Annotated in this window: 24 protein-coding genes; 9 read left to right on the top strand and 15 right to left on the bottom strand. The window is 71.5% G+C overall.

Annotated features, from left to right (window positions below; translation table 11 throughout):
• Positions 1 to 65: 65 nt before the first annotated feature.
• Positions 66 to 1355, top strand: coding sequence for a sensor histidine kinase (locus B4K29_RS05825; RefSeq protein ID WP_286959779.1), 1290 nt, complete (start codon positions 66 to 68; stop codon positions 1353 to 1355).
• The gene (locus B4K29_RS05820; RefSeq protein WP_286966608.1) at positions 1352 to 2032 is read left to right on the top strand and encodes a response regulator; all 681 of its coding nucleotides are present in this window, start codon (positions 1352 to 1354) and stop codon (positions 2030 to 2032) included. The genes B4K29_RS05825 and B4K29_RS05820 overlap by 4 nt, the downstream gene beginning before the upstream one ends.
• Before the next feature lie 251 nt (positions 2033 to 2283).
• On the opposite strand, the gene B4K29_RS05815 is transcribed toward B4K29_RS05820, so the two are convergent.
• The 3 genes from B4K29_RS05815 to B4K29_RS05805 form a co-directional block, all read right to left on the bottom strand.
• Entirely contained in the window at positions 2284 to 4023 is a 1740-nt protein-coding gene (locus tag B4K29_RS05815) for an NAD-binding protein (protein WP_286966607.1), read from the bottom strand.
• A gap of 65 nt (positions 4024 to 4088) precedes the next feature.
• A complete protein-coding gene (locus B4K29_RS05810) occupies positions 4089 to 4475 on the bottom strand; it encodes a DUF6394 family protein (RefSeq protein ID WP_029211135.1) in 387 nt (128 codons plus the stop codon).
• A 98-nt stretch (positions 4476 to 4573) separates the two neighbouring features.
• Entirely contained in the window at positions 4574 to 4984 is a 411-nt protein-coding gene (locus tag B4K29_RS05805) for a VOC family protein (RefSeq protein ID WP_029211134.1), read from the bottom strand.
• A gap of 376 nt (positions 4985 to 5360) precedes the next feature.
• On the opposite strand from B4K29_RS05805, the gene B4K29_RS05800 reads away from it, so the two are divergent.
• The 5 genes from B4K29_RS05800 to B4K29_RS05780 all read left to right on the top strand — a co-directional run bounded on the left by B4K29_RS05800 (position 5361) and on the right by B4K29_RS05780 (position 12567).
• Positions 5361 to 6206, top strand: coding sequence for an aldo/keto reductase (locus B4K29_RS05800; protein WP_019286754.1), 846 nt, complete (start codon positions 5361 to 5363; stop codon positions 6204 to 6206).
• A gap of 201 nt (positions 6207 to 6407) precedes the next feature.
• Complete coding sequence (locus B4K29_RS05795) at positions 6408 to 7514, top strand: glycosyltransferase family 1 protein (RefSeq protein ID WP_286966606.1); 1107 nt, start codon at positions 6408 to 6410, stop codon at positions 7512 to 7514.
• Positions 7515 to 7650: 136 nt separating this feature from the next.
• Positions 7651 to 9639 (top strand): solute carrier family 23 protein, encoded by a 1989-nt coding sequence (locus tag B4K29_RS05790; protein ID WP_286966605.1) that lies wholly within the window; start codon positions 7651 to 7653, stop codon positions 9637 to 9639.
• A gap of 436 nt (positions 9640 to 10075) precedes the next feature.
• On the top strand, positions 10076 to 11557 hold the full coding sequence (locus B4K29_RS05785) for a hemolysin family protein (RefSeq protein ID WP_286959775.1): 1482 nt from the start codon (positions 10076 to 10078) through the stop codon (positions 11555 to 11557).
• Complete coding sequence (locus B4K29_RS05780; RefSeq protein WP_286966604.1) at positions 11554 to 12567, top strand: hemolysin family protein; 1014 nt, start codon at positions 11554 to 11556, stop codon at positions 12565 to 12567. The genes B4K29_RS05785 and B4K29_RS05780 overlap by 4 nt, the downstream gene beginning before the upstream one ends.
• A 159-nt stretch (positions 12568 to 12726) precedes the next feature.
• Here B4K29_RS05780 and B4K29_RS05775 read toward each other — a convergent pair whose 3' ends face one another.
• The 10 genes from B4K29_RS05775 to B4K29_RS05730 all read right to left on the bottom strand — a co-directional run bounded on the left by B4K29_RS05775 (position 12727) and on the right by B4K29_RS05730 (position 22541).
• The gene (locus tag B4K29_RS05775; protein ID WP_286966603.1) at positions 12727 to 13740 is read right to left on the bottom strand and encodes a hypothetical protein; all 1014 of its coding nucleotides are present in this window, start codon (positions 13738 to 13740) and stop codon (positions 12727 to 12729) included.
• 172 nt (positions 13741 to 13912) lie between these two features.
• Positions 13913 to 14602 carry a TlpA family protein disulfide reductase gene (locus B4K29_RS05770; protein WP_286966602.1) on the bottom strand — a complete coding sequence of 230 codons (690 nt, stop codon included), beginning with the start codon at positions 14600 to 14602 and terminating at the stop codon, positions 13913 to 13915.
• Positions 14603 to 14607: 5 nt separating this feature from the next.
• A complete protein-coding gene (gene ccsB, locus B4K29_RS05765; RefSeq protein ID WP_239264176.1) occupies positions 14608 to 15534 on the bottom strand; it encodes a c-type cytochrome biogenesis protein CcsB in 927 nt (308 codons plus the stop codon).
• A 2-nt stretch (positions 15535 to 15536) separates the two neighbouring features.
• Positions 15537 to 17042 carry a cytochrome c biogenesis protein ResB gene (gene resB, locus B4K29_RS05760; RefSeq protein WP_029211125.1) on the bottom strand — a complete coding sequence of 502 codons (1506 nt, stop codon included), beginning with the start codon at positions 17040 to 17042 and terminating at the stop codon, positions 15537 to 15539.
• A gap of 14 nt (positions 17043 to 17056) precedes the next feature.
• Entirely contained in the window at positions 17057 to 17776 is a 720-nt protein-coding gene (locus B4K29_RS05755; RefSeq protein WP_019286763.1) for a cytochrome c biogenesis CcdA family protein, read from the bottom strand.
• A gap of 1 nt (position 17777) precedes the next feature.
• Entirely contained in the window at positions 17778 to 18746 is a 969-nt protein-coding gene (locus B4K29_RS05750) for a tetratricopeptide repeat protein (protein WP_019286764.1), read from the bottom strand.
• 289 nt (positions 18747 to 19035) lie between these two features.
• On the bottom strand, positions 19036 to 20583 hold the full coding sequence (locus tag B4K29_RS05745; RefSeq protein ID WP_286958473.1) for an ammonia-forming cytochrome c nitrite reductase subunit c552: 1548 nt from the start codon (positions 20581 to 20583) through the stop codon (positions 19036 to 19038).
• 4 nt (positions 20584 to 20587) lie between these two features.
• A complete protein-coding gene (gene nrfH, locus B4K29_RS05740; RefSeq protein WP_286966601.1) occupies positions 20588 to 21076 on the bottom strand; it encodes a cytochrome c nitrite reductase small subunit in 489 nt (162 codons plus the stop codon).
• Between the two features lie 164 nt (positions 21077 to 21240).
• The gene (locus B4K29_RS05735; RefSeq protein WP_019286767.1) at positions 21241 to 21945 is read right to left on the bottom strand and encodes a response regulator; all 705 of its coding nucleotides are present in this window, start codon (positions 21943 to 21945) and stop codon (positions 21241 to 21243) included.
• Positions 21942 to 22541, bottom strand: a complete 600-nt coding sequence (locus tag B4K29_RS05730) for a sensor histidine kinase (protein ID WP_286966600.1) — start codon at positions 22539 to 22541, stop codon at positions 21942 to 21944. Before B4K29_RS05730 ends, B4K29_RS05735 begins: the two co-directional genes overlap by 4 nt.
• A gap of 14 nt (positions 22542 to 22555) precedes the next feature.
• On the opposite strand from B4K29_RS05730, the gene B4K29_RS05725 reads away from it, so the two are divergent.
• Complete coding sequence (locus tag B4K29_RS05725) at positions 22556 to 22867, top strand: hypothetical protein (protein WP_286966599.1); 312 nt, start codon at positions 22556 to 22558, stop codon at positions 22865 to 22867.
• Positions 22868 to 22904: 37 nt separating this feature from the next.
• Here B4K29_RS05725 and ligD read toward each other — a convergent pair whose 3' ends face one another.
• Entirely contained in the window at positions 22905 to 23921 is a 1017-nt protein-coding gene (gene ligD / locus B4K29_RS05720; protein ID WP_029211117.1) for a non-homologous end-joining DNA ligase, read from the bottom strand.
• Positions 23918 to 24385 (bottom strand): DoxX family protein, encoded by a 468-nt coding sequence (locus tag B4K29_RS05715; protein ID WP_029211116.1) that lies wholly within the window; start codon positions 24383 to 24385, stop codon positions 23918 to 23920. Before B4K29_RS05715 ends, ligD begins: the two co-directional genes overlap by 4 nt.
• A 387-nt stretch (positions 24386 to 24772) precedes the next feature.
• Between B4K29_RS05715 and B4K29_RS05710 the strand changes: the two genes are divergently transcribed.
• Complete coding sequence (locus B4K29_RS05710; RefSeq protein ID WP_019286771.1) at positions 24773 to 24973, top strand: helix-turn-helix domain-containing protein; 201 nt, start codon at positions 24773 to 24775, stop codon at positions 24971 to 24973.
• The last annotated feature ends 78 nt before the right edge of the window (positions 24974 to 25051 follow it).

Here is a 25051-nt window from a genome sequence, read left to right as displayed (position 1 = left end):
TCGCGGGTGGGGGCTACATCCTTCGGCGTATGCCGGAAGGGCGGCGTGCGTGCTGCAATGGCACGGTGAACCAGACCGCCGACCTGCCGCGGCGCGACGTCGACCTCGACGTGCGCGGGCCGCTGCTGATGGCGGTGGTGGGGCTGCTGCTCCTGCAGATCGACCTCGTCGACATCTGGGGCGACAGCCTGCCCGGGCCCGACAACCGGTGGTGGCACGCGGTGCCGCTGCTGGCGCTGTGCGCGCTGATGGCCTGGCGGCGACGACGGCCGATGACCTGCCTGGCGCTGGGCCTGGTGGTGTTCGTGGCCGAGGCGGCGTTCGGCGGGAGCGTGGGGTCGCTGCTGGTGACCATCGAGCTGGTCTATGCGGCCGGGCTGCACGGGCGGCGTCCCGTCGTGGACTACCTGGAGTGGGTGGTGGCCGGCGCCGTCCTGCTGTCCGGCGGAGTCACCCTGGCCGCGACCCGTGACCTGCGCCTGGCCGTGCTGACGGCGCTGACGGTGTTCGCCGTGTTCGGCACGTCCTACTGGTGGGGGGCCTCCAGCCGCAAGCAGCTGGACCTCGTCGAGGCCGAGCGCCGCCGCGCCGCCGACGAAGCCCGCCTCGCCGAGCTGCGCGAGGCCGACGCCCGCCGCTCCGAGCGCGAGCAGATGGCCCGTGACCTGCACGACGCCCTGTCCGGCAGCCTGTCCGCCATCGCGATCCACGCCGAGGCGGGGCTGCAGAGCGAGGCAGCACGCGACGAGGCCCTGCGGGTCGTGCGGGCGACCTCGCGCCAGGCGATGGGCGAGCTGCAGACGATGCTGACGGTGCTGCGGCCCGACCCTGCGGCGACCTCGTCCCCGCTGCTGCAGGGCCCGCAGGACCTCGCCGGCGTGGTCGAGCAGGCTCGCGCCCGCGGCCTGGCGGTCCGCCTCGAGGTGTCCCCCGACCCGCTGCCGCCGCTGCCCGCCGCGGTCGGGCAGGCCGCCCACCGGGTGCTGCAGGAGTCTCTGCACAACGTCGGTCGCCACTCCCCCTCGCGGTCCGCCGTCGTGGGGATCCGCGCCCACGGCGACCTGGAGCTCGAGGTGGTGTCGGTCGGCGGAGCGCCGGCGCCCTCGTCGAGCTCGGCGGGCTCTGCGGGGTCGGGGTCCTCGGGGTTGGGCCTGCACACGATGCGGGAACGCGTCACCGCCCTCGGCGGCTGGCTGGACGCCGGCCCATCTCCCTCGCCCGCTGCCGGTCGAGGCGACGGTCCGGGCGGAGGTGCGGACAGCGTCTCCGGCGGTGGCACGGAGCAGTGCGGCGACCCCGAGGTGTGGCAGGTCCGCGCCGTCATACCGCTGCCCTCTGCAGGAGAAGCCACATGATCACCGTCCTGCTCGCCGACGACCACGCGACCGTGCGCTCCGGGCTGCGGCTGCTCCTGTCCGCGCAGCCCGACCTCGAGGTGATCGGCGAGGCCGGCGACGGCGCCGTGGCCGTCGCGCAGGCCCGCGCCCTGCGGCCCGACGTCACGCTCATGGACGTCCGGATGCCCGGCGTCGACGGGTTGGCCGCCACGGAGCAGATCGTCGCCGCCGGGTGGTCGCGGGTGCTGGTGCTGACCAGCTTCGAGGTGGACGAGTACGTCGCGGGGGCGCTGCGGGCGGGCGCCGACGGCTACCTGCTCAAGACGGTCGACGCGGGTCCGCTGGCCGACGCCATCCGTCGGGTCGCCGCCGGCGAGGCGGTGCTGGCGCCGGAGGTGACGCGGCAGGTCATCGCGGGCTTCGCCGCGGCGCAGGCACCGCGCACGCCCCCGACCAGCCTCGATGGCCCCGCTGCTGCCGCCGCGGCCGACCGGGTCGCCCGCCTCCACGACCTCACCGACCGCGAGCGCGAGGTGCTCGAGGTGATCGCGCAGGGCCTGTCCAACGCCCAGATCGCCGCGGCCCTGACCATCAGCGAGGCCACCGCCAAGACGCACGTCTCCCGCGTCCTCGCCAAGCTCGGCTGCACCTCGCGCGTTCAGGCCGCGATCCTCGCCCGCGAGGCCGGCAGCTGACCGCACGTCCCCGCCCCACGCGTGAGAGGGCACGTCTCGTCCCTCCCCGCGTCCGCGAGCCACCACGTCCGCCCACTCACTGATCCGGCCCCGGCAGCGGGGAGCTTTGGTGTCGCCATGGCAGCACCAAGCTTCCCCAACGGCGGGGGTGGGGTGTCGTGGCGAGACGGGCGGGCGGGGTGGGGCGTCGTGGCGAGACGGGACGGGCGAGACGGGGCGGGGTGGGGCGGGACGGGACGGGCGAGCGGAGGTCAGGTGCGGCGCTGGCGGCGACGCTCGACCGCGCGCGTCACGGCCCGCCCGACCCACGTGATCGGCACGTCGCGCCCGGTGGCGGCGTGCTCGACCGCGGTCTCCTGCAGCAGCACCGGCGTCATGGAGGCGAGGGCCCCGAGGCGCCCGGCCACGAGCACCTGGTCGCCGGGGCGCAGCAGCATGTCCTCGTCGGGCATGTGGTGCGGGGTGCCGTCGCGCATGAGCACGAGAGGGACGACCGCGAGCATCCGCTCCCGGTCCTCGGGGTCGCGCAGCAGGTCGCGGAGCCTGAAGTCGTGGTTGCGCACCCAACGCGTGAGGGCGGGCGCGTTGCGGAGGTCGATGGTCACGAGGTCCCGCTCGGGGGCCTTGCGGCCGCACCGGTCGGTGAGGCGGGTGAGCGCGGCGGCCGCCCAGTCCTCGTCCTGCCCCAGCGCGTGCTCGACGAAGGTCCAGAAGGTCGGCGTCACGACCCGCGCCAGCACCTCCGAGGCGACGAGGTCGCTGGGGGTGTAGACGGAGTCGATGTCGAGGGCGCGCACCAGGGCACGGCGCTCGGTGGAGTGCTGGCGCACGACCACGAAGATCTCGGGGTCCACGAGGCGCGCGTGCTCGGCCATGGCGAGGTTGAGGGTGTCGCTGTCGGACCCGGCGATGAAGCCCGTGGCTCCCCGCAGCTCGGGGTAGCCCTCGTGCGGGTCGACCCACTCGACCTCCTGCCCGGCCCGGCTGAGGTCGTTGCAGATCTCGTCGCGGAAGTGGCCCTCGGCCGCGACGATCCAGCGACCGTCGTGCTTGTCCTCGCGCCGGGCCTGCAGCGGCATGCCCGCCGAGCTCATCAGCCACGAGACGAGGTGGAAGGTCGTGGGGCGCTGCATCGCGAGCAGCAGGTAACCCCCGAACCGGTCGCTGGGGTTGATCACGGCGGCCGCGCTGAAGTCGTGCATGCGTTCCTCGGTGACCCGGCTGTGGCAGCGCGCGAGGACGGGCAGCTCGGGACGCAGGAGGTCGACGCACATCACGACGGCGAGGTTGACGTCGTCGTCGTCGGTGAGGGCGATCACGCCCTCGCAGTTGGGCAGCCCCAGCCCAGCCAGACCGAGGACCCCGGGCAGGGAGGCGTCGGCGTCGATGCCGGGGACGTCGGCGTGCAGCTGGTCGGACGAGAGCTTGTCGACGCGGTCCTTGTCGCTGTCGATGACGACCATCCGCCGCCCGGCCTCGTCGAGCTCGGCGCACACCGCGCGCCCCGACTGGCCGTAGCCCGCGACGATGAAGAACGGTTCCTTGATGGTCATCACGCGCCGGCGGAAGCGCTGCGTGGCCACCGCCTCACGGAAGGCCGCGTCCTGGAAGAGCGCGAGCAGCGTGCCGATCGCGTAGGCCCAGCCCACCACGGTGCTGTAGATCGAGAAGGTCACCCACAGCCGCTGGATCGCCGTGAACGGCACGATCTCGCCGAACCCGATGGTCGTCGCGGTGTAGCTGATGAAGTAGAACGCGTCGAAGGGCGAGATCCGCTGCCCGTCCTTGCCGGGGATCAGCGCCAGCCCGAACACCGAGATGGAGAAGATCGCCACGAGGACGACGAGCGGGGTGCGCATCCGTCGGAGCACGAGAAAGATCGCGTCGGTCGAGGGCACCTCGGTGGGGACGCGGACGCGCTCGCGCGGTCGCCGCACGCCGTGCTGTCGGGTCGAGGGGCGCGCGAAGAAGAGGAGAAGCGGGTTGGTCATGCCCGCACCTCCTCGTCGGACGCGCCCTGGTCAGCCATGACGGGAGCGGTATGCCGCAGCCGGGGTCACCGGCGGCGGAAGGACACCGTCTCGGCGACGAGCAGCACCAGCGACACCATGTTGGCGAGGGCCGCCCCGCAGGCGAGGGAAACGACGCTCGCGATCTCGGGACCGGTGATGGACTCGGAGTGCGACGACGTGAAGTAGATGTAGAGCGACGCGGCGGCGATCAGCTGCAGCACCGCGACCAGGCTCGTGGCGAGGTGGGTGGCGCCGATCTGCGTGCGGTCGCCGAACTTCAGCACCAGGGCGACGACGTTGACCACGATCGCGGCATACAGCTCCCAGATGTTGTGCATGTCCGGGTCGCCGAGGTCGCCGACGACGAAGCCGAAGTTCACCGTCGCCGCGAGCAGCACGAAGAACCCGAAGATGACCTTCTCGAGATTCACCCTGCCGAGGCTACCTGCGCGGGCGCGGACATCGGGGACGGTCGACGCCGACCGGCGCATAACGATCTGTCGCGCCGACCTCCCCGACAGGCCGTGGATCAGGCGGCGGCGCCGGCGATGTTGCACATCCAGGCGACGCCGAACCTGTCGGTGACCATGCCGAACTCGTCGCCCCACATCTGCTTCTCGAGCGGCAGGGTCACCTGACCGCCCTCGGCGAGGCCGGCGAAGTAGCCGCGCAGCTCGTCGGCGTCGTCACCGGACAGGCTGCAGGAGATGCGGGCGCCGTCGTCGTGCGGCATGCCCTCGGGGGCGTCGGACACCATGAGCGTGTAGCCGGCCGCGGTGTCGAGCTGGCCGTGCATGACCTTGTCCGCATCGGCCCCCTCGGTGCCCATCTGGCCGAAGGTCATGATGCGGGGTTCGCCGCCGAAGACGGACGCGTAGAAATCGAGGGCCTCACGGGCCTGGTCGACGAAGGAGATGTAGGGGTTCAGGACGGACGACATGGTGGACTCCCGGTGGTTTCAGGAACGTCGGACGACGCGGTGGCGGGCTGCCAGTTCGCAGCGTAGCCGTGACCTAGGACACACCCCAGGGGCTGCGGACGCCGGCCACCCCGACGGGTGCCCGCACGCCGCCTGACGGTGGTCGCACCCGGCATACGACCGAGGTCGCACCACCCGGCCGGCGGGTCCCGACCATGGGCCGATGTGCGCGAGCGCCCGCGGGCGAGAGCGTGGAGCCATGACCACCCACGACCTGTTCACCGTCGCCATCGCCTTCGTCGTCGCCGCGCTCCTGCTGGCCATGACGTCGGTGCCGTTCCTGCTCGACCTCGCCGACCGGGCGGCCGCCTGACCGGCGCCGTCCTAGGGTGGCCGTATGACGCGCACCACCGCCTTCGCCGGCCACCGGGTCCCCGCGATCGGCCTCGGCACCTGGAACGTGGGTGACTCCGCCGCCGCGCACGACGAGGAGGTCGCCGCCCTCCGGGCCGGGCTCGACGCGGGGCTGAGCGTCATCGACACGGCCGAGATGTACGGCTCGGGCCGCTCCGAGGAGCTCGTCGGCGAGGCCCTGCGAGGACGACGCGACGACGCGGTCCTCGTCTCCAAGGTGCTGCCCTCCAACGCCTCCCGCCGCGGCACGGTCCAGGCCTGCGAGGCGTCCTTGCGCCGGCTCGGCACCGACCACCTCGACGTCTACCTGCTGCACTGGCGCGGCCACCACCCGCTCGCCGACACCGTCGCCGCGATGGAGGAGCTCGTCCGCGACGGCAAGATCCGCGCCTGGGGCGTCTCCAACCTCGACACCGAGGACATGGCCGAGCTGCTGCGGCTCGACGGCGGGCCGGCCTGCGCGACGGACCAGGTCCTCTACAACCTGTCCCGCCGGGGGCCGGAGCTCGACCTCTTCCCGATGCTGCACCGCCACCACGTGCCGGTGATGGCCTACTCCCCCATCGAGCAGGCCCGGCTGCTCGAGCCCGGCGCAGGGCTGCACGCGCTGGAGGACGTCGCCGAGCGTCACGGGGCGACCCCCGCCCAGGTGGCCCTCGCGTGGACGATCCGGGACCCCGGGGTCATCGCGATCCCCAAGTCCTCGTCGGTCGCGCACACCCTCGACAACGCGGGAGCGCTCGAGCTCCGCCTCTCCGAGCGCGACCTCGACGACCTGGACTCGGCCTTCCCCGCCCCGTCCGAGCCCGTCCCCCTCGAGCTCCTCTGACCTACCTCAGGTAGGCACATCCGCCCGACTTCGCACGCCAGGCCGACAGACCTACCTCAGGTAAGCACATCCGCCTGACTTCGCACGCCGGCCCGCTCAGGCCCACCCCGCCCGCAGCCACCTGACGAGCCAGGTGCACCATGGTCGGAAGGCCGCCCGCGGCAGGCTGCCGCGCGGCCCTGCGCACGAGGAGGTGCGGCCATGAAGGTTGCCGTCAAGCTCGGCCCCATCGGCGAGGGACCACACATCGACACGTCCGGGCAGCTGGTCACAGACTCGGCGGGCACCCGCCTGGTGTCACGGCTCCTGCGGCTCTATCCCGAGGCGGTCGTCGTCGGCCCGGAGCCGCGCACCGGACCCGGCCTGCAGGTCGTCACCCTCGAGGACCTGGACCCGACCAGCACCCTGCTCGTCAACATGGAGCCGCTGGACTCCGTGGCGTGCTTCCAGGTGCTGCACCGGCACCTCGACGAGCCGCGCATCATGAACCTCGTCTGGACCAACCCCAGCTCCTTCCACCACCCGGTCAACTTCGCGGCGCTGGGGCTGTCCTTCGCGATGTTCCCGACCTACTGCAACAGCGAGCGCATCGCCGGTGAGGTGCGTGAGGTCGTCCAGCACTGGACCGCACCCCACCTCGCGTCCCAGGCCCGCATCGACTGGGCCAACCTCGGCGTCAACGTCGAGCGGGCGTCCACGCGCAGGCCCACGGACGTCCCGGTCGTCCTCTATCCCGCGATCACGCTCGAGCGCCGCAAGCGGCCGGGCCTCTTCATGGACGTGGTGCGGCGGGTGGCCCGCCAGGTGCCGCTCCGCGCCGAGGCCCGGCTCCAGGAGCAGCACCTCACGTCGACGGCGGCGATGGACATGACGCGGGACAAGTGGATGTGGGTCGGGCCCCTCACGACCCGCGACGGCTACTGGGACGCCCTGTCGCGGACGACCGCCTTCCTGGCCACCGCGGCCCAGGAGTCCTACGGGCTGGAGTATGTCGAGGCCATGCTCGAGGGCGTGATCGGCATCCTCCCCGACACCGGGTGGGCGCGGGCGCTCGTGCCCGAGCGCTACCCCTATCTCTACGACTCGCCCGCCGTCGCCGAGCAGCTGCTGCTCGAGGCCCTGCGCGACCCGGAGGCCTGCCGTCGCGAGCTGGACGCCTGCGTGGGTGGCAGCTTCACGGCGTGGATCGCGGCCCGCCACAACGACGACGACTTCGAGCACGCCTTCACCACGCGGGTGACCGAGTGGTTCGGGGCGGGTGCGGCGACGCACGAGCCGATCGTGCACCACCGCGAGCGCCTCACCTGACGGTCGGGCGCCAGGGGACCAAGCCCAGGCCGTATGACGGGACGAGCCCGTCATACGGGGATCGGTCTCGCGCTCGGTAGGATCACGGTCGTCAGTGACGACGCCCTGACGTCCCCCTCCCCAGCGAAGGTCACCCATGTCCCAGGCCTCCCTCGCGCCCGCCCCGCGCACCGTCCACCCCGTCGACCAGGTGCCCCCGGCGCCGAAGCTGGCGGTCCTCGGGCTGCAGCACGTCCTCGCGTTCTACGCCGGGGCGGTGATCGTGCCGCTGGTCATCGCGCAGGCGCTGAAGCTGAGCCCGCAGGACACGGTCCACCTCATCAACGCCGACCTGTTCACGTGCGGCATCGCCTCGATCATCCAGGCGGCCGGCTTCGGCAAGGTCGGGGTGCGGCTGCCGCTCGTGCAGGGGGTGACGTTCACCGCCGTCTCCCCGATCATCGCGATCGGCCTCGCGTCCGGTGGCGGCACGCAGGGGCTGGCCGAGGTCTACGGCGCGATCATCGTCGCTGGTCTCGTGACCTTCTTCGCGGCGCCGTACTTCTCCCGCCTGCTCCGCTTCTTCCCGCCCGTGGTGACCGGCTCCGTGCTGACGATCATGGGCACGACCCTGCTGGGCGTCGCGGCCGGCGACGTCGTGCGCAACGCGCAGGACCCGGCCAACCCGGCGGCGCCGCTGAACCACGCGGCCCTCACCGAGTCGCTGCTCTACGCCTTCGGCACGCTCGCGCTGATCATCGTCATCCAGCGGGTGTTCTCCGGCTTCCTGGCGACGGTGTCGGTGCTCATTGGTCTGGTGGCGGGCACCGCCGTGGCCTGGGCGCTCGGCGAGCCGATCTTCGCCGGCGTCGCGTCCGCGGCTCCGGTGGGCGTGACGACGCCGTTCTTCTTCGGGTGGCCGGCGTTCTCGCTGACGGCGTGCATCTCGATGATCGTCGTCATGGCCATCACCGCCGTCGAGACGACCGGCGACGTCTTCGCCACCGGCGAGGTCGTCGGCAAGCGGATCCGCCCGACCCACGTGGCCGCCGCCCTGCGCGCCGACGGTCTGTCGACCACGCTCGGCGGCGTCCTCAACTCCTTCCCCTACACCTGCTTCGCCCAGAACGTCGGCCTCGTGCGCCTCACCCGCGTCAAGAGCCGCTGGGTCGTCGTCATGGCCGGCGTCATCATGATCGTGCTGGGCCTGCTCCCCAAGGCGGCCGCCGTCGTGGCCGCCATCCCCGCCCCCGTGCTGGGCGGCGCCTCGATCGCGATGTTCGCCAACGTCGCGGTGGTCGGCATCCAGACGCTCGCCAAGGCCGACCTGCACGACAACCGCAACGCCGTCATCGTCTCGACCGCCCTCGGTCTGGCGATGCTCGTCACCCTGCAGCCGCACGTCGCGGAGGTCCTGCCCTCGTGGGCGCAGATCCTCTTCGCCTCCGGCGTGACCCTCGGTTCCATCACCGCGATCCTGCTCAACCTGCTCTTCTTCCACGTCGGCCAGCAGCGTGGCGCCGAGGTCGCCCGGTCCGGCGACCGCACCGTCACCATCGACGACGTGGACGCCATGGGCCGCGACGAGTTCGTGGCGACCTTCGGATCGCTCTACACCGGCGCGACGTGGCCGGTCGAGCGCGCTTGGGAGGCACGGCCGTTCGGCTCCACCACCGCACTGCGCGCGGCTCTGCAGGAGGCCGTGCTGTCCGGCACGCGCGAGGAGCAGGACGCCCTCGTCCGCAGCTATCGCGACGTGGGCGAGCTCGTCCTCGCGGCCGTCGACGCCGAGGACGCCGGCACGCCCCGCGGGCCCATCGCCTCCGACACCGAGGTCGCCCTCCTCGACACCAGCTCGCTGGCCCTCGACCGGATCGACGACGTGCAGCGTGACGAGATCCACCGCCTGTCGACGGCCTACCAGGACACCCACGGACGGCCGCTCGTCATGTGCGTCACCAACCTCGCCGACCTCGACCAGCTCGTCGAGCAGGGGTGGCGCCGCGTCGAGAGCTCGCCCGCGCGCGAGCACCGGGCCTCCCTCGGCCAGGTCTCGGCGATCGCGGACGCCCGCTTCGACGCCCTCGTCGCCGACGCCAGCCCGATCCGCAGCGCGTGGAGCCGCAAGTTCGAGCAGCTCACCTGACCCGCCGCGCCCACCGGCCAGCCCTCCGGACGACACAACCTGAGCTCCCGGCTCACAACGGGCCGCCCATACCCCCGGCCCAGCCGTCCGGACGACCCGAACTGAGCTCCCAACTCACTTCGGGCCGCCTACACCCCCGGTCCAGCCGTCCGGACGACCCAAGCTGAGCTCCCGGCTCACCTCGGGTCGCCATTGACACCCCTCGGCCGTATGACGCCGCCGCCGCCATCGCGACTACCGTCGATGGCGTCGGGGTACGACATACCGACGGCCCTCCCCCGGGCGCACCGGGAACCTCGAGGACCGACCGGACGTTCTCCGACCGCCCCCGCACCCTCCCCCAGTCCCCGGAAAGGCCCATGCACACTCGCCAGCCTGACGAGCCCTGCAGTCCCGGCACCGCCACGCGCGGTCTCACCCCTGAGGGGCAGGCGCGATGAGCCCGGTCCTCTCGCTCGTGATCGGCCTGGTGGTCGTGCTGCTGATCACGGCGGCCACGGGCTACTTCGTGGCGCAGGAGTTCGCCTTCATGGCGGTGGACCGGTCCCGGCTCGGGGCGCGGCACCGCGAGGGTGACGAGGTCGCCGGCAAGACCCTCGAGATCACCCGCCGCACGTCGTTCATGCTGTCCGGCGCGCAGCTGGGCATCACCGTCACCGGGCTGCTCGTCGGTTACGTCGCCGAGCCGCTGATCGGCTCCGCGATCGGCACCATGCTCGGCGACACCGGCGTCCCGGTGGCCGTGTCGGTCACCATCGGCGCGGTCTTCGCGCTCGTCTTCTCGACCGTGGTGCAGATGCTCTTCGGCGAGCTCTTCCCCAAGAACTACGCCATCGCCCGCCCCGACCAGGTCTCCACCTGGCTGACGCGGTCGACCTCGCTCTACCTCACCGTCCTCGGCCCCGTCATCTGGGTCTTCGACAAGTCCGCGGAGCTGCTCCTGCGGGCCCTGCACATCGAGCCGGTCCACGACGTGCAGCACGCCGCCACGGCCCGCGACCTGCAGCACGTCGTCGAGCTCTCGCGCGAGAGCGGCGACCTGCCGGACGAGCTGTCGATCATGGTCGACCGCATCCTCGACTTCCCCGGCGAGGACGTCGCGCACGCGATGATCCCGCGCGCCCAGGTCGACTCGCTGCGCACCGAGACCACGGTCGCCGAGGTGCGCGAGCTGATGCACACGGGTCACACCCGCTACCCGGTCATCGGGGACGAGGACGACGTGGTCGGCGTGGTGCACCTCGTCGACGTGCTGTCCCACCGGGGTGACGACGACGCGCCGTGCTCCGAGATCATGCGCGAGCCCCTCGTCGTGCCCGAGCTCATGAGCCTGCCCGACGCGCTGCGCGAGCTCGACGACCGCCGCGAGCAGCTCGCCTGCGTCGTCGACGAGTACGGCGGCTTCACCGGGATCCTGACGATGGAGGACCTCGCCGAGGAGATCGTCGGCGAGATCACGGACGAGCACGACCCGGAGGAGCCGTCATACGTGCCGGTCCCGGACGACGGCATCTGGGTCATGGAGGGCGACGTCCACATCGACGAGGTGGAGCGTTCGCTCGGCGTCGACCTGCCCGAGGGTGACTTCGAGACCATCGGCGGCCTGGTCATCGACCACGTCGGCGGCCTGCCGGAGGACGGCACGCTGATCGAGGTGCCGCTCCGCCAGGAGCACCTGCACCTCGACGACGACCGGCGCAAGGTCCTCACGGTCGAGGTGCTGGAGGTCGAGCGCTACGTCCCGTCCCGGGTTCGCCTCACGCTGACCGAGACCGACGCCGTCGACGCCGACTCCCCCGACCGCAGCGACGGGGACGGCGACGGCCCTGAGTCCCCACCCGACCGTGAGTCTCGCCACCACTCCCATCAGGACGCCCAGGGTGGCGCCACCAACGTGACCGAGGAGGGCACCCGATGAGCTGGCTCGTCACCACCCTCGCGACCGTCGCGATCATCGCGCTCAGCGCGTTCTTCGTCGCCGTCGAGTTCTCGCTGATCAACGCCAAGCGCCACCGGCTCGAGGACGCCGCGGCCACCTCCGCGTCGGCACGGGCCGCCCTGCGCAGCTCCTCCGAGCTCACCCTGCTGCTCGCCGGGTCGCAGCTCGGCATCACCGTCTGCACGCTGGCCCTCGGTGCCATCACCAAGCCGGCTGTCCACCACGCACTGATGGGGCCGCTGGAGGCCATTGGCCTGCCGACCGGTGCCGCGGACGTCGTGGCCTTCGTGGTCGCCTTGATCATCGTGACCTTCATCCACCTCGTGGTCGGTGAGATGGCCCCCAAGTCCTGGGCCATCGCCCACCCGGAAAGGTCCGCGATCCTGCTGGCCGTCCCCATGCGGGGCTTCCTGTGGCTGACCCGTCCCGCCCTCAAGGCCCTCAACCACGCCGCCAACGCCCTCGTGCGCCGCACCGGAGTCGAGCCCGTGGACGAGGTCGACGAGGTGCAGGACGAGCACGGGCTGCGCGAGCTCGTCGAGCACTCCGCGGACGCGGGCACCCTCGAGGCGTCCTACAGCGCCTCGATCACCAACGCCCTCGACATGCGCGACATCACCATGGACGAGCTGATCCGGCACCGCCGGCGCCCCACGGCCGTCGACATCGACGCCACGGTGGCGGACGTCCAGGCCGCGACCGTCGAGCACGGCCACATGCGGATCCTGCTGCTCGACGAGGGCCGGGTCGCGGGCACCGTGCACGTGCGCGACACCTTCGGGGAGCCGGCGGACCGTCCCGCGCGCGAGCTGGCCCGCGAGACCCTGGCCGTGGCGGCCGAGACCCCGCTGCACGAGGCGTTCACGTTCATGCGCGAGACGCAGACCCAGCTGGCCGTGGTGCATCGCGGCGGCGAGTTCGCCGGCGTCGTGACGATGAGCGACATCCTGCCGCGGTTCTTCCCCCGCGAGACCAGCGCGCGAGCCTGACCGCCGCACCTGACCGCGAGGGACAGTAGCTCCACGCACGACTCGGCCCCCGTCCCAGCTGGGACGGGGGCCGAGTCGCACCCGCCGGGGGCCGAGGCATCAGCCTGGGGAACGAACGCCGGTCGATGCCTTCGCCCCCGGCGGGTCTGCGCACGGGGGTCAGCGGCGGGCGCGGTCCGTCACGTCCAGGAAGGGATGCGGACGCGCCACCGCGGCCTGGCCCTGCCCCTGCGCCACCGCCGTCGCGCCATGTGTGGCCGCGCCCTGTGTGGTCGCGCCGGTCGCTCCCTCAGCCGCGACGCCACCGGTCGCAACGCCGCCGGTCGCAACGCCGCCGGTCGCAGCACCACCAGCCGACGTGCCGCGGGCCTGCATCACCTGCGTGAGCCGTGCGCTCACCTCGTCGTATGCCGCCGCGCGCTCTCCCGGCGTCGTGCTGTTGGCGCGCATGAACTCCAGGGTCGCCGTGACCTCCTCGAGCGTGCGGCGCTCGTCCTCGGTGAAGGTGCTCGCGACGAGCCGCTCGGCGTTGGCCTCGGCGGCCTCGAGGGCAACCTGGAAGTCGGCGACCGCCCGTGCGTAGTCGGTGTCGCGCACGTCGCGGGTGCCGGCCGGCGGGGTGGCGGCCCGCAGCTCGCGGCAGCGCAGCATGGCGTCGATCGCGCCGCGGGTCAGCGGGTCGGTGTGGTCGCTCATCACCGGGAAGTTGACCGCGGCCTCCAGGTCGCGCTCGTAGCGCAGCAGCCGTTGCGTCAGCTCCGTGTCCAGCGCGATCAGGCTGGCCCACTCCCGCGGGAAGTCCGCCGGGGTGCCGCGGCGCATGGCCCGTCGTCGAGCGACCAGGGGTATGCCGTCCGCCACCGCGTCGACGCCTGCTCGCACCTGGCGGGTCACCCTCCTGCTCGACAGCCACATGCCGGCGGCCACGGTGCCGAGGCCACCCATGGCGAGGACGTTGTAGACCCCGAGCGCCAGCGCTGCCGCAGGGTCCGCCACCTGCAGCTGGTCGGTCAGGACGAGCACGTCCGGCGACAGGACCAGCCCACCGCCGGCGGCGGTCAGGGCGACGCCGGGCGCCAGGCGGTGACCCGTGATCGCGTCCTTGCGGTGTCGCCAGCGGTCAGCGGCATACCGTCCGACCCCGACGGTGACGGCCACCAGGCCCGTGCTCACGAGAAGTCCGCTGAGGACCACCCTCATCACTCCCAACCGATGCGTGCGTGTCTCGATGACAACGCTGCCGGTGGGACGGACGTTCCGCCAGGGGGGATCCCCCTGATCCGCCCCTGCCTCACGATCGGCGAGCCCGACGTGGGCAGGTGGCAGGGGCGGCAGGGGGCGGTGATCAGCGGGCGAGCGTGCCGATCTGCTGGTCCATCGCGCTGCGGGTGAGGACGCCGATGTGCTGGGAGCGCAGCACGCCCTCCTTGTCGATGAAGAAGTGGGAGGGCAGGCCCATCACGCGGTACTTCGAGGCGAGGGCGGTGTCGGGGTCGGCGACCTGGGGAAAGGTCAGGCCCAGCTTGCCGGCGTAGGACACCACGTCGGCGGGGAGCTCCTGCATGTTGACGGAGACGATCTCCACCCCGGAGGCCTTGGCCGCCGTGTAGGCCGCCTGCATGTCGGGGGCCTCGGCGCGGCAGGCCGTGCACCAGGACGCCCCGAAGGTCAGCCACACCGGGCGGCCCTTGAGCTCGGACAGGGAGATCGGCTCCCCCTTGACGGTCCGCGCCGTGAAGTCCTGCGCGGGCTTGCCGACCTCGGGGGCGGGCCCGGAGGTGTCGCCCGTGACCTGGACGGCCTGGGCGCCGTTCAGGGGGGCGCTCTTGGCGGAGCCGGCCTTGCCGCCGAGCAGCCAGGCCCCTCCGGCGACGAGCAGCGCCGTCACGAGCAGGACGAGGAGCTGCTTGTTCCCGCTGGCCCGTATGCCGCCGCGCCAGTCCTCCTTCGGCCCGGCCTGGGTGGCGCCCGCCGTCGGCTGGTCGGCACCCGCCGCTCCCTGGTCGGCACCCGCGGCGTGGGTGCGGTCGGTCACGTCGCTCACATCGACCCCCCGTAGGAGTGCAGGCCACCGAAGAAGTAGTTGCCGAAGAAGGTGAACAGGATGGCCACGAAGCCGAGGATCAGCAGGTAGGCGGACCGGTCTCCGCGCCAGCCGCGGGCCACGCGGGCGTGCAGGTAGGCGCCGTAGATCAGCCAGGTGACCAGGGCGGCGGTCTCCTTGGGGTCCCAGCTCCAGTAGCGGCCCCACGCGATGTCGGCCCAGATGGCGCCGAGGATGATCATGACGGTGAGGAGCGGGTAGGCGATCATCACCGCGCGGTAGCCGAGCTCGTCCAGGAAGGACCGCTTGGGCATGCCCTTCCAGGTGAGGTGCGGGGCGACGAGGTAGCCGATGCCTGCGCCGCACGCCACCGCGGCGGCGCCGTAGCCGAGGACGGCGGTGAAGACGTGCGCGGTCAGCAGCAGGGAGTTCTGCAGGGCGGGGACCAGGGGGCCGGGCTTGGCGTCGACGGTGGTCGCGTAGGTCAGCATGGCCGCGGCGATCGGGAGCACGAAGACGGCGAGCGCCTTGACGTCATACCGCCACTCGAAGAAGACGTAGGCCGCGAGGACGCCCCAGGCGAAGGACACCGCGAACTCGTGCTGGTTGGAGAAGGGCCCGTGGCCGGTGGCCGCCGCGCTGGCGGCGAGCGCGACCGTGAGGCACAGGAGCGCGACCTGGGTGACCTTGGTGGCGTACCACGCCGGTCCGCGCACCCCGGTGCGGCCGAGGGCGGTCGGCGCGTGGCCGGTCAGGACAGCGGTGCCGCCGCCCGCGAGCGCGGCGCCGCCGACGGTGGCGCGAGCGGGGGCGATCGCCTCGCGCTCGGCGGGCTTGCGGGTCAGGTTGACGATCGTGGCGGCGACACCGAGCCACACGAGGATCGTCCCCGCGATCAGGGCGTACTGGGAGAGGGCGAACATCGTCAGGCTCCTACCGTGCTGGCAAGGTCGGCGCGGTCGTGGTCACGACCGGCGGTGGTGTGGTGGCCCGGGGTGGGCGTGGCGCCGAGGTCGGCGGACAGGTCGTCGACGAGGCGGGAGACCCAGCCCTCGTAGGCCGTGTCGTGGCGCTCGGACGAGGCGAGGCGGATGCGCGAGCCGTCGCCGGACGGCTGGACGCGGACCCAGATCCGGCGGTGCCGGAAGAACATCGTGATGGTCATGCCGGCGACGATCATCGTGGAGCCGACCCAGACCCACAGGGCGCCCGGGTCGTCGGAGACCATGAGCCCGGTGTACTGCTGCTCGCGCAGGAAGGTGTAGGTCAGGTCGCCGATCTGCGCGGTCTGGCCCTGGGTGATGACCTTCTGGCCGATGGTGCTGTCCTGGTCGGTGGGCTGCACCTTGATGGCAACGTCGCCGGGCTGGATCTGCGCGTCGGTCTGCCCGGAGGCCGCCGTGATGACGAAGGCGTCGACGCCCTGGTTCGGCAGCGGCAGCTTGCCGAAGGAGTTCTTCTGGTCCTCGGTCGTGTACTGCAGCGGCACGCCACCCTCGTGGAGCACCTTGCCGGTGGAGTCCTTGACCTGGATGCGGGCCGCGAAGCCGAAGCTGGCCTGGAAGAACTTGACCCCCTCGTAGCGCAGCGGCTCGTTGACCCGGGTGTCCTGCTCCTTGACCTGCACGCCGTCCTTGTAGAGGACGAGGTGGCTGACGTAGTCCTTGGGCCGGCCGTCCTCGTAGTAGGTGTCGGAGAAGGAGGTGGCGGTGATGGTCAGGCCGGTGCCGTGGCCGATGTCGACGCGGTCACCGATCGAGACCGGGACGTTGTCCTCGGAGAAGCCGGTGTTGGACGTGACCAGGACGCCGAGCAGGATGATGACGAACGCGACGTGGGCGAAGATCGTGCCGAACGGCGGCCACCGGAACTTGTCGGTGTAGAGGTTGAGGCCGGGTCCGCGGGGGTCGTCGATCACGCGATAGCCCTTGCGCCGCATGGTCGTGCGGAGGTGCTCGAGGCTCTGCTCGGCGGGCACCGGGGCGGTCACGTCGTGGTGGATGCTCGCGTGGGCGAAGAATCCCTCGGTGACGTGCAGCTGGGGGCGGGTGGCCCGCTTCCACAGCAGCGGGATGCGGTGCATGATGCAGCACAGGATCGAGATGCACAGCAGCACGTTGACGGCCTTGAACCACACCGAGCCGAAGACGTTGAACATGCCGAGCAGGTCCAGCACGCCGGTCCAGCCCTGGTAGCGAGGCCGCACCGAGTCCAGCCAGTCGGCGTAGGCGGTGGCGTCGGCCCGGTTGTTCTCCGTGGACTGCTGGATCAGCGTCCCCATGAGGGTGAGGAAGCCCATCGCGAGGATGAGGCCGATGCCGGTGCGCTTGGAGATGAAGACCCGATAGACCTTGTAGAGCGGCCGGGGCATGCGGATCGTGTCGGCGGACTCGATCGTGTCCTCGGTCAGGAGGTGGGTGTCGTTGCTCATGAGCTCTGCCTGTCTCACACGCCGACGGCCGGGATGAGGCCGGACAGCTTGCCGAAGATGTTGGTGACCATGGCGAACCCGATGAGGACGAGCATCGCGCCGGACAGGAGGGACATCGCCATCTCGTGCTTGCGCAGCCAGCCGAGACGGGCGGTGATCTCGGTGGCGCCCATCGCGACGAGCACGAAGGGGATGCCGAGACCGAGGGCGAAGGCGACCAGCAGGAGCGCGCCGCGCCCCACCGAGTCGCTCGCCGTGGCGAGCCCGAGGACGCCGCCGAGGACCGGTCCGATGCACGGGGTCCAGCCGGCGCCGAAGGCGAGGCCCATCAGCAGGGATCGCCGGTATGTCGGGGCCTGCTGCCCCGGGAGCTGCGGCCGGCCGCCGACGGGGGCGTGGACCTCGCGGTAGAGGACGGGGATCTCGATCAGCCGGGCGACGTGCAGGCCCATGACGATCAGGGCGACCCCGCCGATGATGCGCAGGGCGTCGCGGTGGTCGCCGACGGCATACCCGATCAGTCCGATGGAGCACCACAGGGCGATGAAGACGACCCCGAAGCCGAGCACGAAGGCCAGGGCCTGGGCGGCGGCGTTGCGCCGGGCCCGTCCCCCGCCGACCGGCGAGGTCCCCGCGACATAGCTCACGAAGACCGGCACGACCGGCAGGAAGCAGGGTGAGGCGAAGGCGACGATTCCCGCCAGCAGCGCGAGCGGGATGGTGATCCCGTCCATGTCACTTGCTGGTCGTCGGTGCGGGCGTGGCCCCGGAGCCGTGGGCGGCGCCGGTGGGGGCGGGCGTCATGATCGCGCCCATGTGGTTCTGGACCTTCTGGGCCAGCGGACCGTTGGGGTCGAGCTCGATGACCTTGTCCCACAGCGCCTTGGCGCCGGCGGAGTCGGGCGGGGTCTGGCTGAGCTTGAGGAAGCCCAGGTCGTAGTACGCCTCGGCCTTCTTGGGGTCGACCTTGATCGCGTTGTTCCACTGGGCCTCGGCGCCCTTGAGGTCGCGGGCGTTGAAGAGCGCGACCCCGGTCGACAGCATCAGGTTGGTGTCGTTGGGCTTGAGCGCCAGCATCTTCTGCCGCAGGGCCGCGGCCTTCTGGAAGTGGTTGGCCCCGAAGTAGAGGTCACCGAGCTCGGCCATGGCCTGCTCGTCCTTGGGGTTGGCCTTGATCTTGTCCTCGAGCGCCTTGGCCTTGGCGGTGTCCAGGGTCGTGGCGGTCGGCGACGGCTTGGCGGTGGCGCCCGCGGCCGCCTGGTCCGCCATCGCCACGGGCGGGTTGGCCTGCGTGGGGTTGCGGGACGGGCCCCAGACGTAGACGCCGACCACGATGGCGGCGATCAGTGCGATGGACCCGAGCACGGTGACCAGCTTGGGGATCTGCGGCCGGTCGCCCGTCCGCCGAGCCGCCGTCACGGGCGTCGCGCGGCGGCTCAGGACGTCGCCGGCCTTGCCGGTGAGCACGGCGTGGGCCGCGTCGGCGGCCGTCGCCTGCTGGGTGGCCCAGCCGGACAGCTCGGTCGGTGCCGAGGAGAGGTATGTCGCGACGTGCTCGTGGGCGGCCTCGACCGCCTCGGGCGTGGCGTCGGCGGGGAGGCCGAGCGACGCGAGCAGGGCCTGGCGCAGGTCGCCGCTCTCGTGCGTCGGGGCGGGGGTGCCGCCGCCTGCGGGTGGTGTCTGGGGCGCCTGGCGCTGCGTCATACGAGTGTCCTGTGCTCGGGCGGCCGGTGGGCCGCGGGGAGTCCGATGACCCCAGCCTCCGCCTCGACCACCCGGTCGGACCATCCGTCGTAGGGCACGTCTTGGATAGAACCAAGGTATTTAGAGGATATAGACGACGGCCGCGGGGATAGACCGGACCTGTGCCCCGGCCGTCGCGGGAGAGGGCGGGCCAGGACCCCCACGCACGGGCAGACCGCCTCGTCCCCACGAGGCGGTCTGGTCCGTGTGGGAGGGGCACCGAGTCGGGTGCGGTGCCCCTCCGATCCCGTCAGCGAGACGGGGTGGGCGTCGGCGTCGCCGTCGCTGCCGGCGTGGCCGGAGCCTTGGGGCCGGCGGCAGCGGCCTTGGCGTCGGCGGCCTTCTTCTCCTTCCACATCTGGAAGGCCTTGGCGGCGGTCGGGTCCGCCTTCTCCTTGCCCAGCAGGGCGAGCTGGCCCTTGCGGACCGCGTCGGTCGCCGTCTGCATGTAGCGGATGGACTCCTCGGGGGCGTGGAAGCCCGTCGAGTTCTCCGAGATCACGTAGTCGATGTAGAACGACGCCTTGCGGTGCCAGGTCTGCGCGGCCACGATCCGGTCCTCGGGAGCACCGGCCTTCTTGGCGTCCTCGAGGTCCTTGATCAGGGCGGTCAGGCCGTCGAAGGCCTGGCTGCGGCTGGTGGCCACGCGGGTCTGGATCGTCTCGACGCGGGACTTCAGCTCGTCCTCGGAGGCGTGGTGGCACACCTGGCAGGACTTGTTGACGTTCAGCATCGGGCTGCGGACCCAGTGGTCGGAGACCTTCTGCGCACCGACCGCGGTGTACGGCATGTGGCAGTCAGCGCAGGTCACGCCGGCCTTGGCGTGCACGCCCTGGTTCCACATCTCGAACTCAGGGTGCTGGGCCTTGAGCATCGGGGTGCCGGTCGTCTTGTGCTCCCAGTCGGTGAAGCCCACCTCCTGGTAGTACGCGAACTCGTTGTCCAGGTTGACGCCCTTGGCCCACGGGAAGGTCAGCGTCTTGTCCTTGCCCTTGAAGTAGTACTCCACGTGGCACTGGGCGCAGACGAAGGAGCGCATCTCCTGGGTGGTGGCCTGGGTGTTGACGTCGAAGTTCGGGACGCCCTGGCTGGCCTTGAGCGCCTTGATGCCCTCCTGGAAGGCAGGACGCGTGATCCGCAGCTGCATCGTCTTGGGGTCGTGGCAGTCGATGCAGGCCACCGGGTGGTCCACCAGCTTGGTGGCCTCCTGGTAGGTCATGTGGTTGATCTTGTCGAAGCCGGCCTTGGCGTCACCGTTGCCGAGGTCCTTGTAGACCTTGGCCATGGAGGCGTGGCAGTTGAGGCAGGTGCCCGGCTGCTTGAACTCGTTGACCCGCTTGGTGTCTCGCTGGTCGACGAGCATGTAGGCGTGGCCGCGCTTCTCGCGGTAGTCGGTCGCGAAGGCGTAGCCGGCCCACATCTGGACGAGCCGCGGGTCCTTCTCGAGCTTCTGCCCCGCCACGGTGGTGCGGGCGTCCGCGCCCTCGGGGACGTGGGGCACCGCCTCGGAGCCACCGAACTTCGTGCGCTGCTGGTCGGTGGTCCGCTTGTACATGTCGTACTGCAGCGGGAAGTTCTTGCCCCACACGGCCGGGTCGACGACGGTCTCGTCGAGCTGCACCACCGCGAAGTTGGTGTCCTGGGCCTCCTGCTTGTGCTGGAAGATGTTGACGAGGAGGGCGACGACGCCCACCGTCACCAACGCGGTGGCCAGGACGATCGCGGCCAGGAGTCCCTTGCGGCCTCCGCCACGACGCTTCCTCGCGCCCTTGGGATTGTCAGATGCTGTCGCGTTCATGTCCTCACCTCATGTGCCCGACGTCGGCGTGACACTGCACGCACGAGACCTTCTGGTTGGGGGGCCGGCTGTGCTGGATGCCCTCCACCAGCTGTTGGTGGCAGCGCAAGCAGTTCTCCTCGACGGTCGCCAGGCTCCGCTCCTTGATCTGGATGTTCTGCGGGAAGTTGCCGGTCGTGAAGGCGAGGGAGTGGTTCCACCCGTGCTCGGCCTTCGTCAGGTACTTCCCCACCAGGTCGTGGGGGGTGTGGCAGTCGTTGCAGGTCGCTACCTTGCCGTGGCTGGACTTGACCCAGGCGTTGTACTCCGTGTTCATCACGTGGCAGTTGACGCAGGCCTTCGGGTCGCTCGAGAGGTACGAAGCGCCATTGGCGTAGACCATCGTGAAGAGCACGACGCCGACCAGGGTGCCGATGCCCAGGGACAGGAAGACGGAGAAGAGTCCTCTGGGTGACAGAAGCCACCCGAGGCGCGACCCCTGGGGAGCGGCCACCTCGTCACCATCCTTTGCGTGCGCGTGCGGACCTGCCGCTGTCGGCACGTCCATCGCACTCATCCTGCTGCCGGTGGTGGGTCCCGGACCATCCGTCGATGGATAGAAGAGAGGTATATGCAGGATCCCCCAGGCTGTACCCAGGGGTCAGGGGTGGCAGGGGATCAGTCGGTGCGCGGCGGCTCGGCATAGCCCGAGCGCACCATGTAGGCCGCGGCCTGGATGCGGGTGTCGAGCCCGAGCTTGTGCAGCGCGTTGTGCACGTGGTTCTTGACGGTGCCCTCGGTGATGGACAGCGCGCGACCTATCTCGCGGTTGGACATGCCCCGCGCGACGAGCTTGAGGGTGTCCATCTCGCGCTGGGACAGCTGAGGCTCCGCGGCCTGCGCCGTGGCAGGCGAGGTATGCCGAGCGCCGCCCCCGCGCAGCTCGGCCAGGAGGCGGCCCACCAGCTGGGGAGACACCGGGGTCTCGTCGCGGGCCGCCGACCGGAGCATGGCGAACAGCTCCTCGGGGTGCAGGTCCTTGAGCAGGTAGCCGTGAACGCCCATGCGGATGGCCCCGAGCAGCCGCTCGTCGTCGTCGCAGACCGTCAGCATGATCACCTTGATGCCGGGGAGCTGCTCGAGGATCACCTTGGCGGCCTCGATGCCCGTCATGACCGGCATCTCCATGTCCATGACCACCAGGTCGGGCTGCAGCCGTCGCGCCTGCTCGACGCCCTCGAGGCCGTTGTCGGCCTGGCCGACGACCTCCAGGTCCGGCTGGGCGTCGACCAGCGTCGCGATCGCGCGGCGGAACAACGCGGTGTCGTCGACGAGCAGCACCCGGGTGGGGCGCGCGGTCGTGGGGTCGGCGGCGTTCGTCATACGGACATCCCGGAGGGGTGACGGGTGCCGCGCTGACCGCGGGGCACCGTGATGGTGATCTTGGTGCCGAGCCCGGGGCCGGACTCGACGAGCAGGCGGCCACCGACGAGCTCGGTGCGCTCCCGCATGGAGTGCAGGCCGAAGCCCTCGCGCTCGCCCGGCGCCACGTCGACCACGAAGCCCTGGCCGTCGTCCTCGACGACGAAGCTCGTCCAGTCCAGTGTCTCGTCGACGGTGATCCGGGCTCGCCGGGCCCCGGAGTGCTTGCGCGCGTTGGTCAGGGCCTCCTGGATGATCCGGATGACCTGGACCTCGCGGTGCGGGGTGAGGGAGGGCTCGCCGGGGATCTCGGCGACGACCGTGGTGTCGATGCCGGACTGCCGCGAGAACTTCTCGGCATAGCTGGCCAGGCCCTCGAGGAAGGTGTGGTCGGTGCGGTTGTGCTCGCGCAGCCCCAGGATCGCCTCCCGCACGTCGCGATAGGCGTCCTGGCAGTCGTGGGCGACGTCGGCCAGCTCGGTCTTGAGGTCGTCGTGGTCCTGGACCGCCGGGTGGTATGCCGCAGCCTGGAGCCGCAGCTGCGTGGCGCCCAGCACCTGGCCAGGGAGTCGTGCAGCTCGCGCGCGATCCGGTCGCGCTCGGTGACGGTCGACCGATAGCGGTCGTCCTCCACGAGCTGGTCGATGAGCCGGAACATCATGAGGCCGAACGCGATCGCGGCCAGCGCCGTGAGGACGCTGACGATGGTGTCGCCGTCCCGCGGCCAGTAGCGGTCGAAGAAGATCGGCCGCAGCAGCTGGACGATGACGATGAACAGCGCCGGCAGGCCCACACCCACGAGGCGCAGCTGCCGCAGCCACAGGTCGTTGTCGCCGTGTCGGCCCAGCTCTGGCACAACACCTCCCTGGGCCGTTCGGTCTAGCCTCCCCTTATCTTCCACGGGAATGACAGGGGAAATCCTAGATCCTGGGTGTATCGGTCGGCATGGTGGGGTCGCTCTCCGGGGTCTCTGGGCCGTCTGGGCCGTCAGGGCCGGCGCTGCCCTCGCGCTCGTCCCGCTCCGCCCACGCCAGCAGCGGTGCGATGTCGTGGGCGACGTCGTCGATGTGGGCGTGCAGGTCCCCGAGCCGGGCGAACCGCTCGGGCACGGTGGCGATGGTCAGGTCGGACGGCTCCACGTCCGCGACCTCGTCCCAGGTGATCGGGCACGAGACGGTGGCCGTGGGGGTGCCGCGCACGGAGTAGGCCGCGGCGATCGTGTGGTCCCGGGCGTTCTGGTTGTAGTCCACGAAGACCGCTGCGGGGTCGCGGTCCTTGCGCCACCAGGTGGTGGTGACCAGCTCTGGCGCGCGGCGCTCCACCTCGCGGGCGAAGGCCAGCGCCGCCCTCCGGACGTCGGCGTGCTCGTGGTCCGGGGCGATCCGGACGTAGACGTGCAGACCGTGGCCGCCCGAGGTCTTGGGGTAGCCGACGATGCCCAGCTCGTCGAGCAGCTCGTGCACCACCGCGGCCACCTGACGGACCTGGTCCAGCCCGGCCTCGGGCATCGGGTCGAGGTCGATGCGCCACTCGTCGGGCCGCTCCACGTCGGCGCGGCGGCTGTTCCACGGGTGCAGCTCGACGGTGCTCATCTGGACGGCCCACACGACGTGGGCGAGGTCGGTGACGCACAGCTCGCGCACCGTCCGCTTGAACCGCGGGAAGTAGACCGGGGCCGTCTCCACCCAGTCGGGCGCCCCCTTGGGGAGCTGCTTCTGGTGGACCTTGTCGCCCGCCAGGCCGTCGGGGTAGCGGTGCATCATGCAGGGGCGGTCGCGCAGGGCCCGCACGATCCCCTCGCCCACCGCGAGGTAGTAGTCGACGAGATCCCGCTTGGTCGCGCCGATCTCCGGGAAGTAGACGCGGTCGGGGTTGCTGACGCGGACGACCCGGCCGGCGACCTCGACCTCCTCGGCCGGACCCCGCGAGGGCGTCACGGTCGGTCCTCGCGCGGGGCGTCGCCGACGTGTCGCGAGCCTCGCCGGTCCCGGCGCTCGGGCAGTCCCGCGGCCCAGAGCGCGGCGGCGACCAGGGCGGGCTGCCCGAACAAGCGGGCCAGGCGCTTGCCGTCGGTGTCGAGGCCGAACGCGTCGACGCCCTCGACATACTGGCCGATGTTGCCGGGGAACACGGCGACGTAGAACGCCGCCAGGGCGATGCCCGTGAGCCGGCGCTGCCGCGGGAGGGCGAGCAGGGCTGCCCCGAGCCCGATCTCGACGACCCCCGACGCCAGGACGACCAGGTCCTCGTCCAACGGGAACCACCCCGGGACCTGGGCCTGGAAGTCCTGCCGCGCAAAGGTGAGGTGGGAGACGCCGGCGAACGCCATGAAGGCGCCCAGCGTCAGCCGGGTCACCTCCTGCGAGCGGGTGGGCGGGGTGCTGGTACGAAGGACGGACATGGGTGGCTCCTCGCGGTGGGGATCACGGGCAGGTCGCGCGGTGCGTGGCGCGTCGTGGCTCATGCTGGCACGCCGGCCCCGTCCGCAGCGGTTCGAGGGGTTTCGGGGTGAGGGGCACCCTCAGGTGATGGGTCCTGATGTCGGCGGACCACTCCTGGCCTGGGCCCTGCTGGTGGGCCTGCACCTGGCCTCTGGCTGTCGCCATACCGGCACGATCCTGCCGGTATGGCGACAGGGCCACCGTTACCCGGCCCCACCCACCCGCGACCGGCACGATCGTGCCGACGAGCCCCGACGGGGCGCCTGGCGCGATAACCTGAATCCGGACCGGCGCGATCGTGCCGGTGCGGGGCACAATCGCTGCACGGACGGCAGGAAGAGGCGAGCATGTCCTTGGGTCACGAGATTCGCGAGCGGCGTCGCTCGCTCGGCCTGCTGCAGATCGACGTGGCCGAGATGGCCAGCGTCTCCGAGAGGTTCGTCCGGGAGGCGGAGCACGACAAGCCCACGCTCCGGCTCGACAAGCTGGCCGCGGTTCTCGACGTCCTGGGCCTCGAGCTCCACGCCCGGCCCAGCGGCGACGCTTGAGTCTGCTCAAAGGACGGGCCGACCTGGGGGGCTGAGCACCGTTCAGGATGGGCGCTGGCCGGTCGCACGCAGATCGAC

The organism is Arsenicicoccus sp. UBA6765 (assembly GCF_002453335.1).
Classification (GTDB): domain Bacteria; phylum Actinomycetota; class Actinomycetes; order Actinomycetales; family Dermatophilaceae; genus Arsenicicoccus; species Arsenicicoccus bolidensis.
Note: the sequence above shows the minus strand (reverse complement) of the source record. Positions and strands in the feature narration are given on the sequence as shown.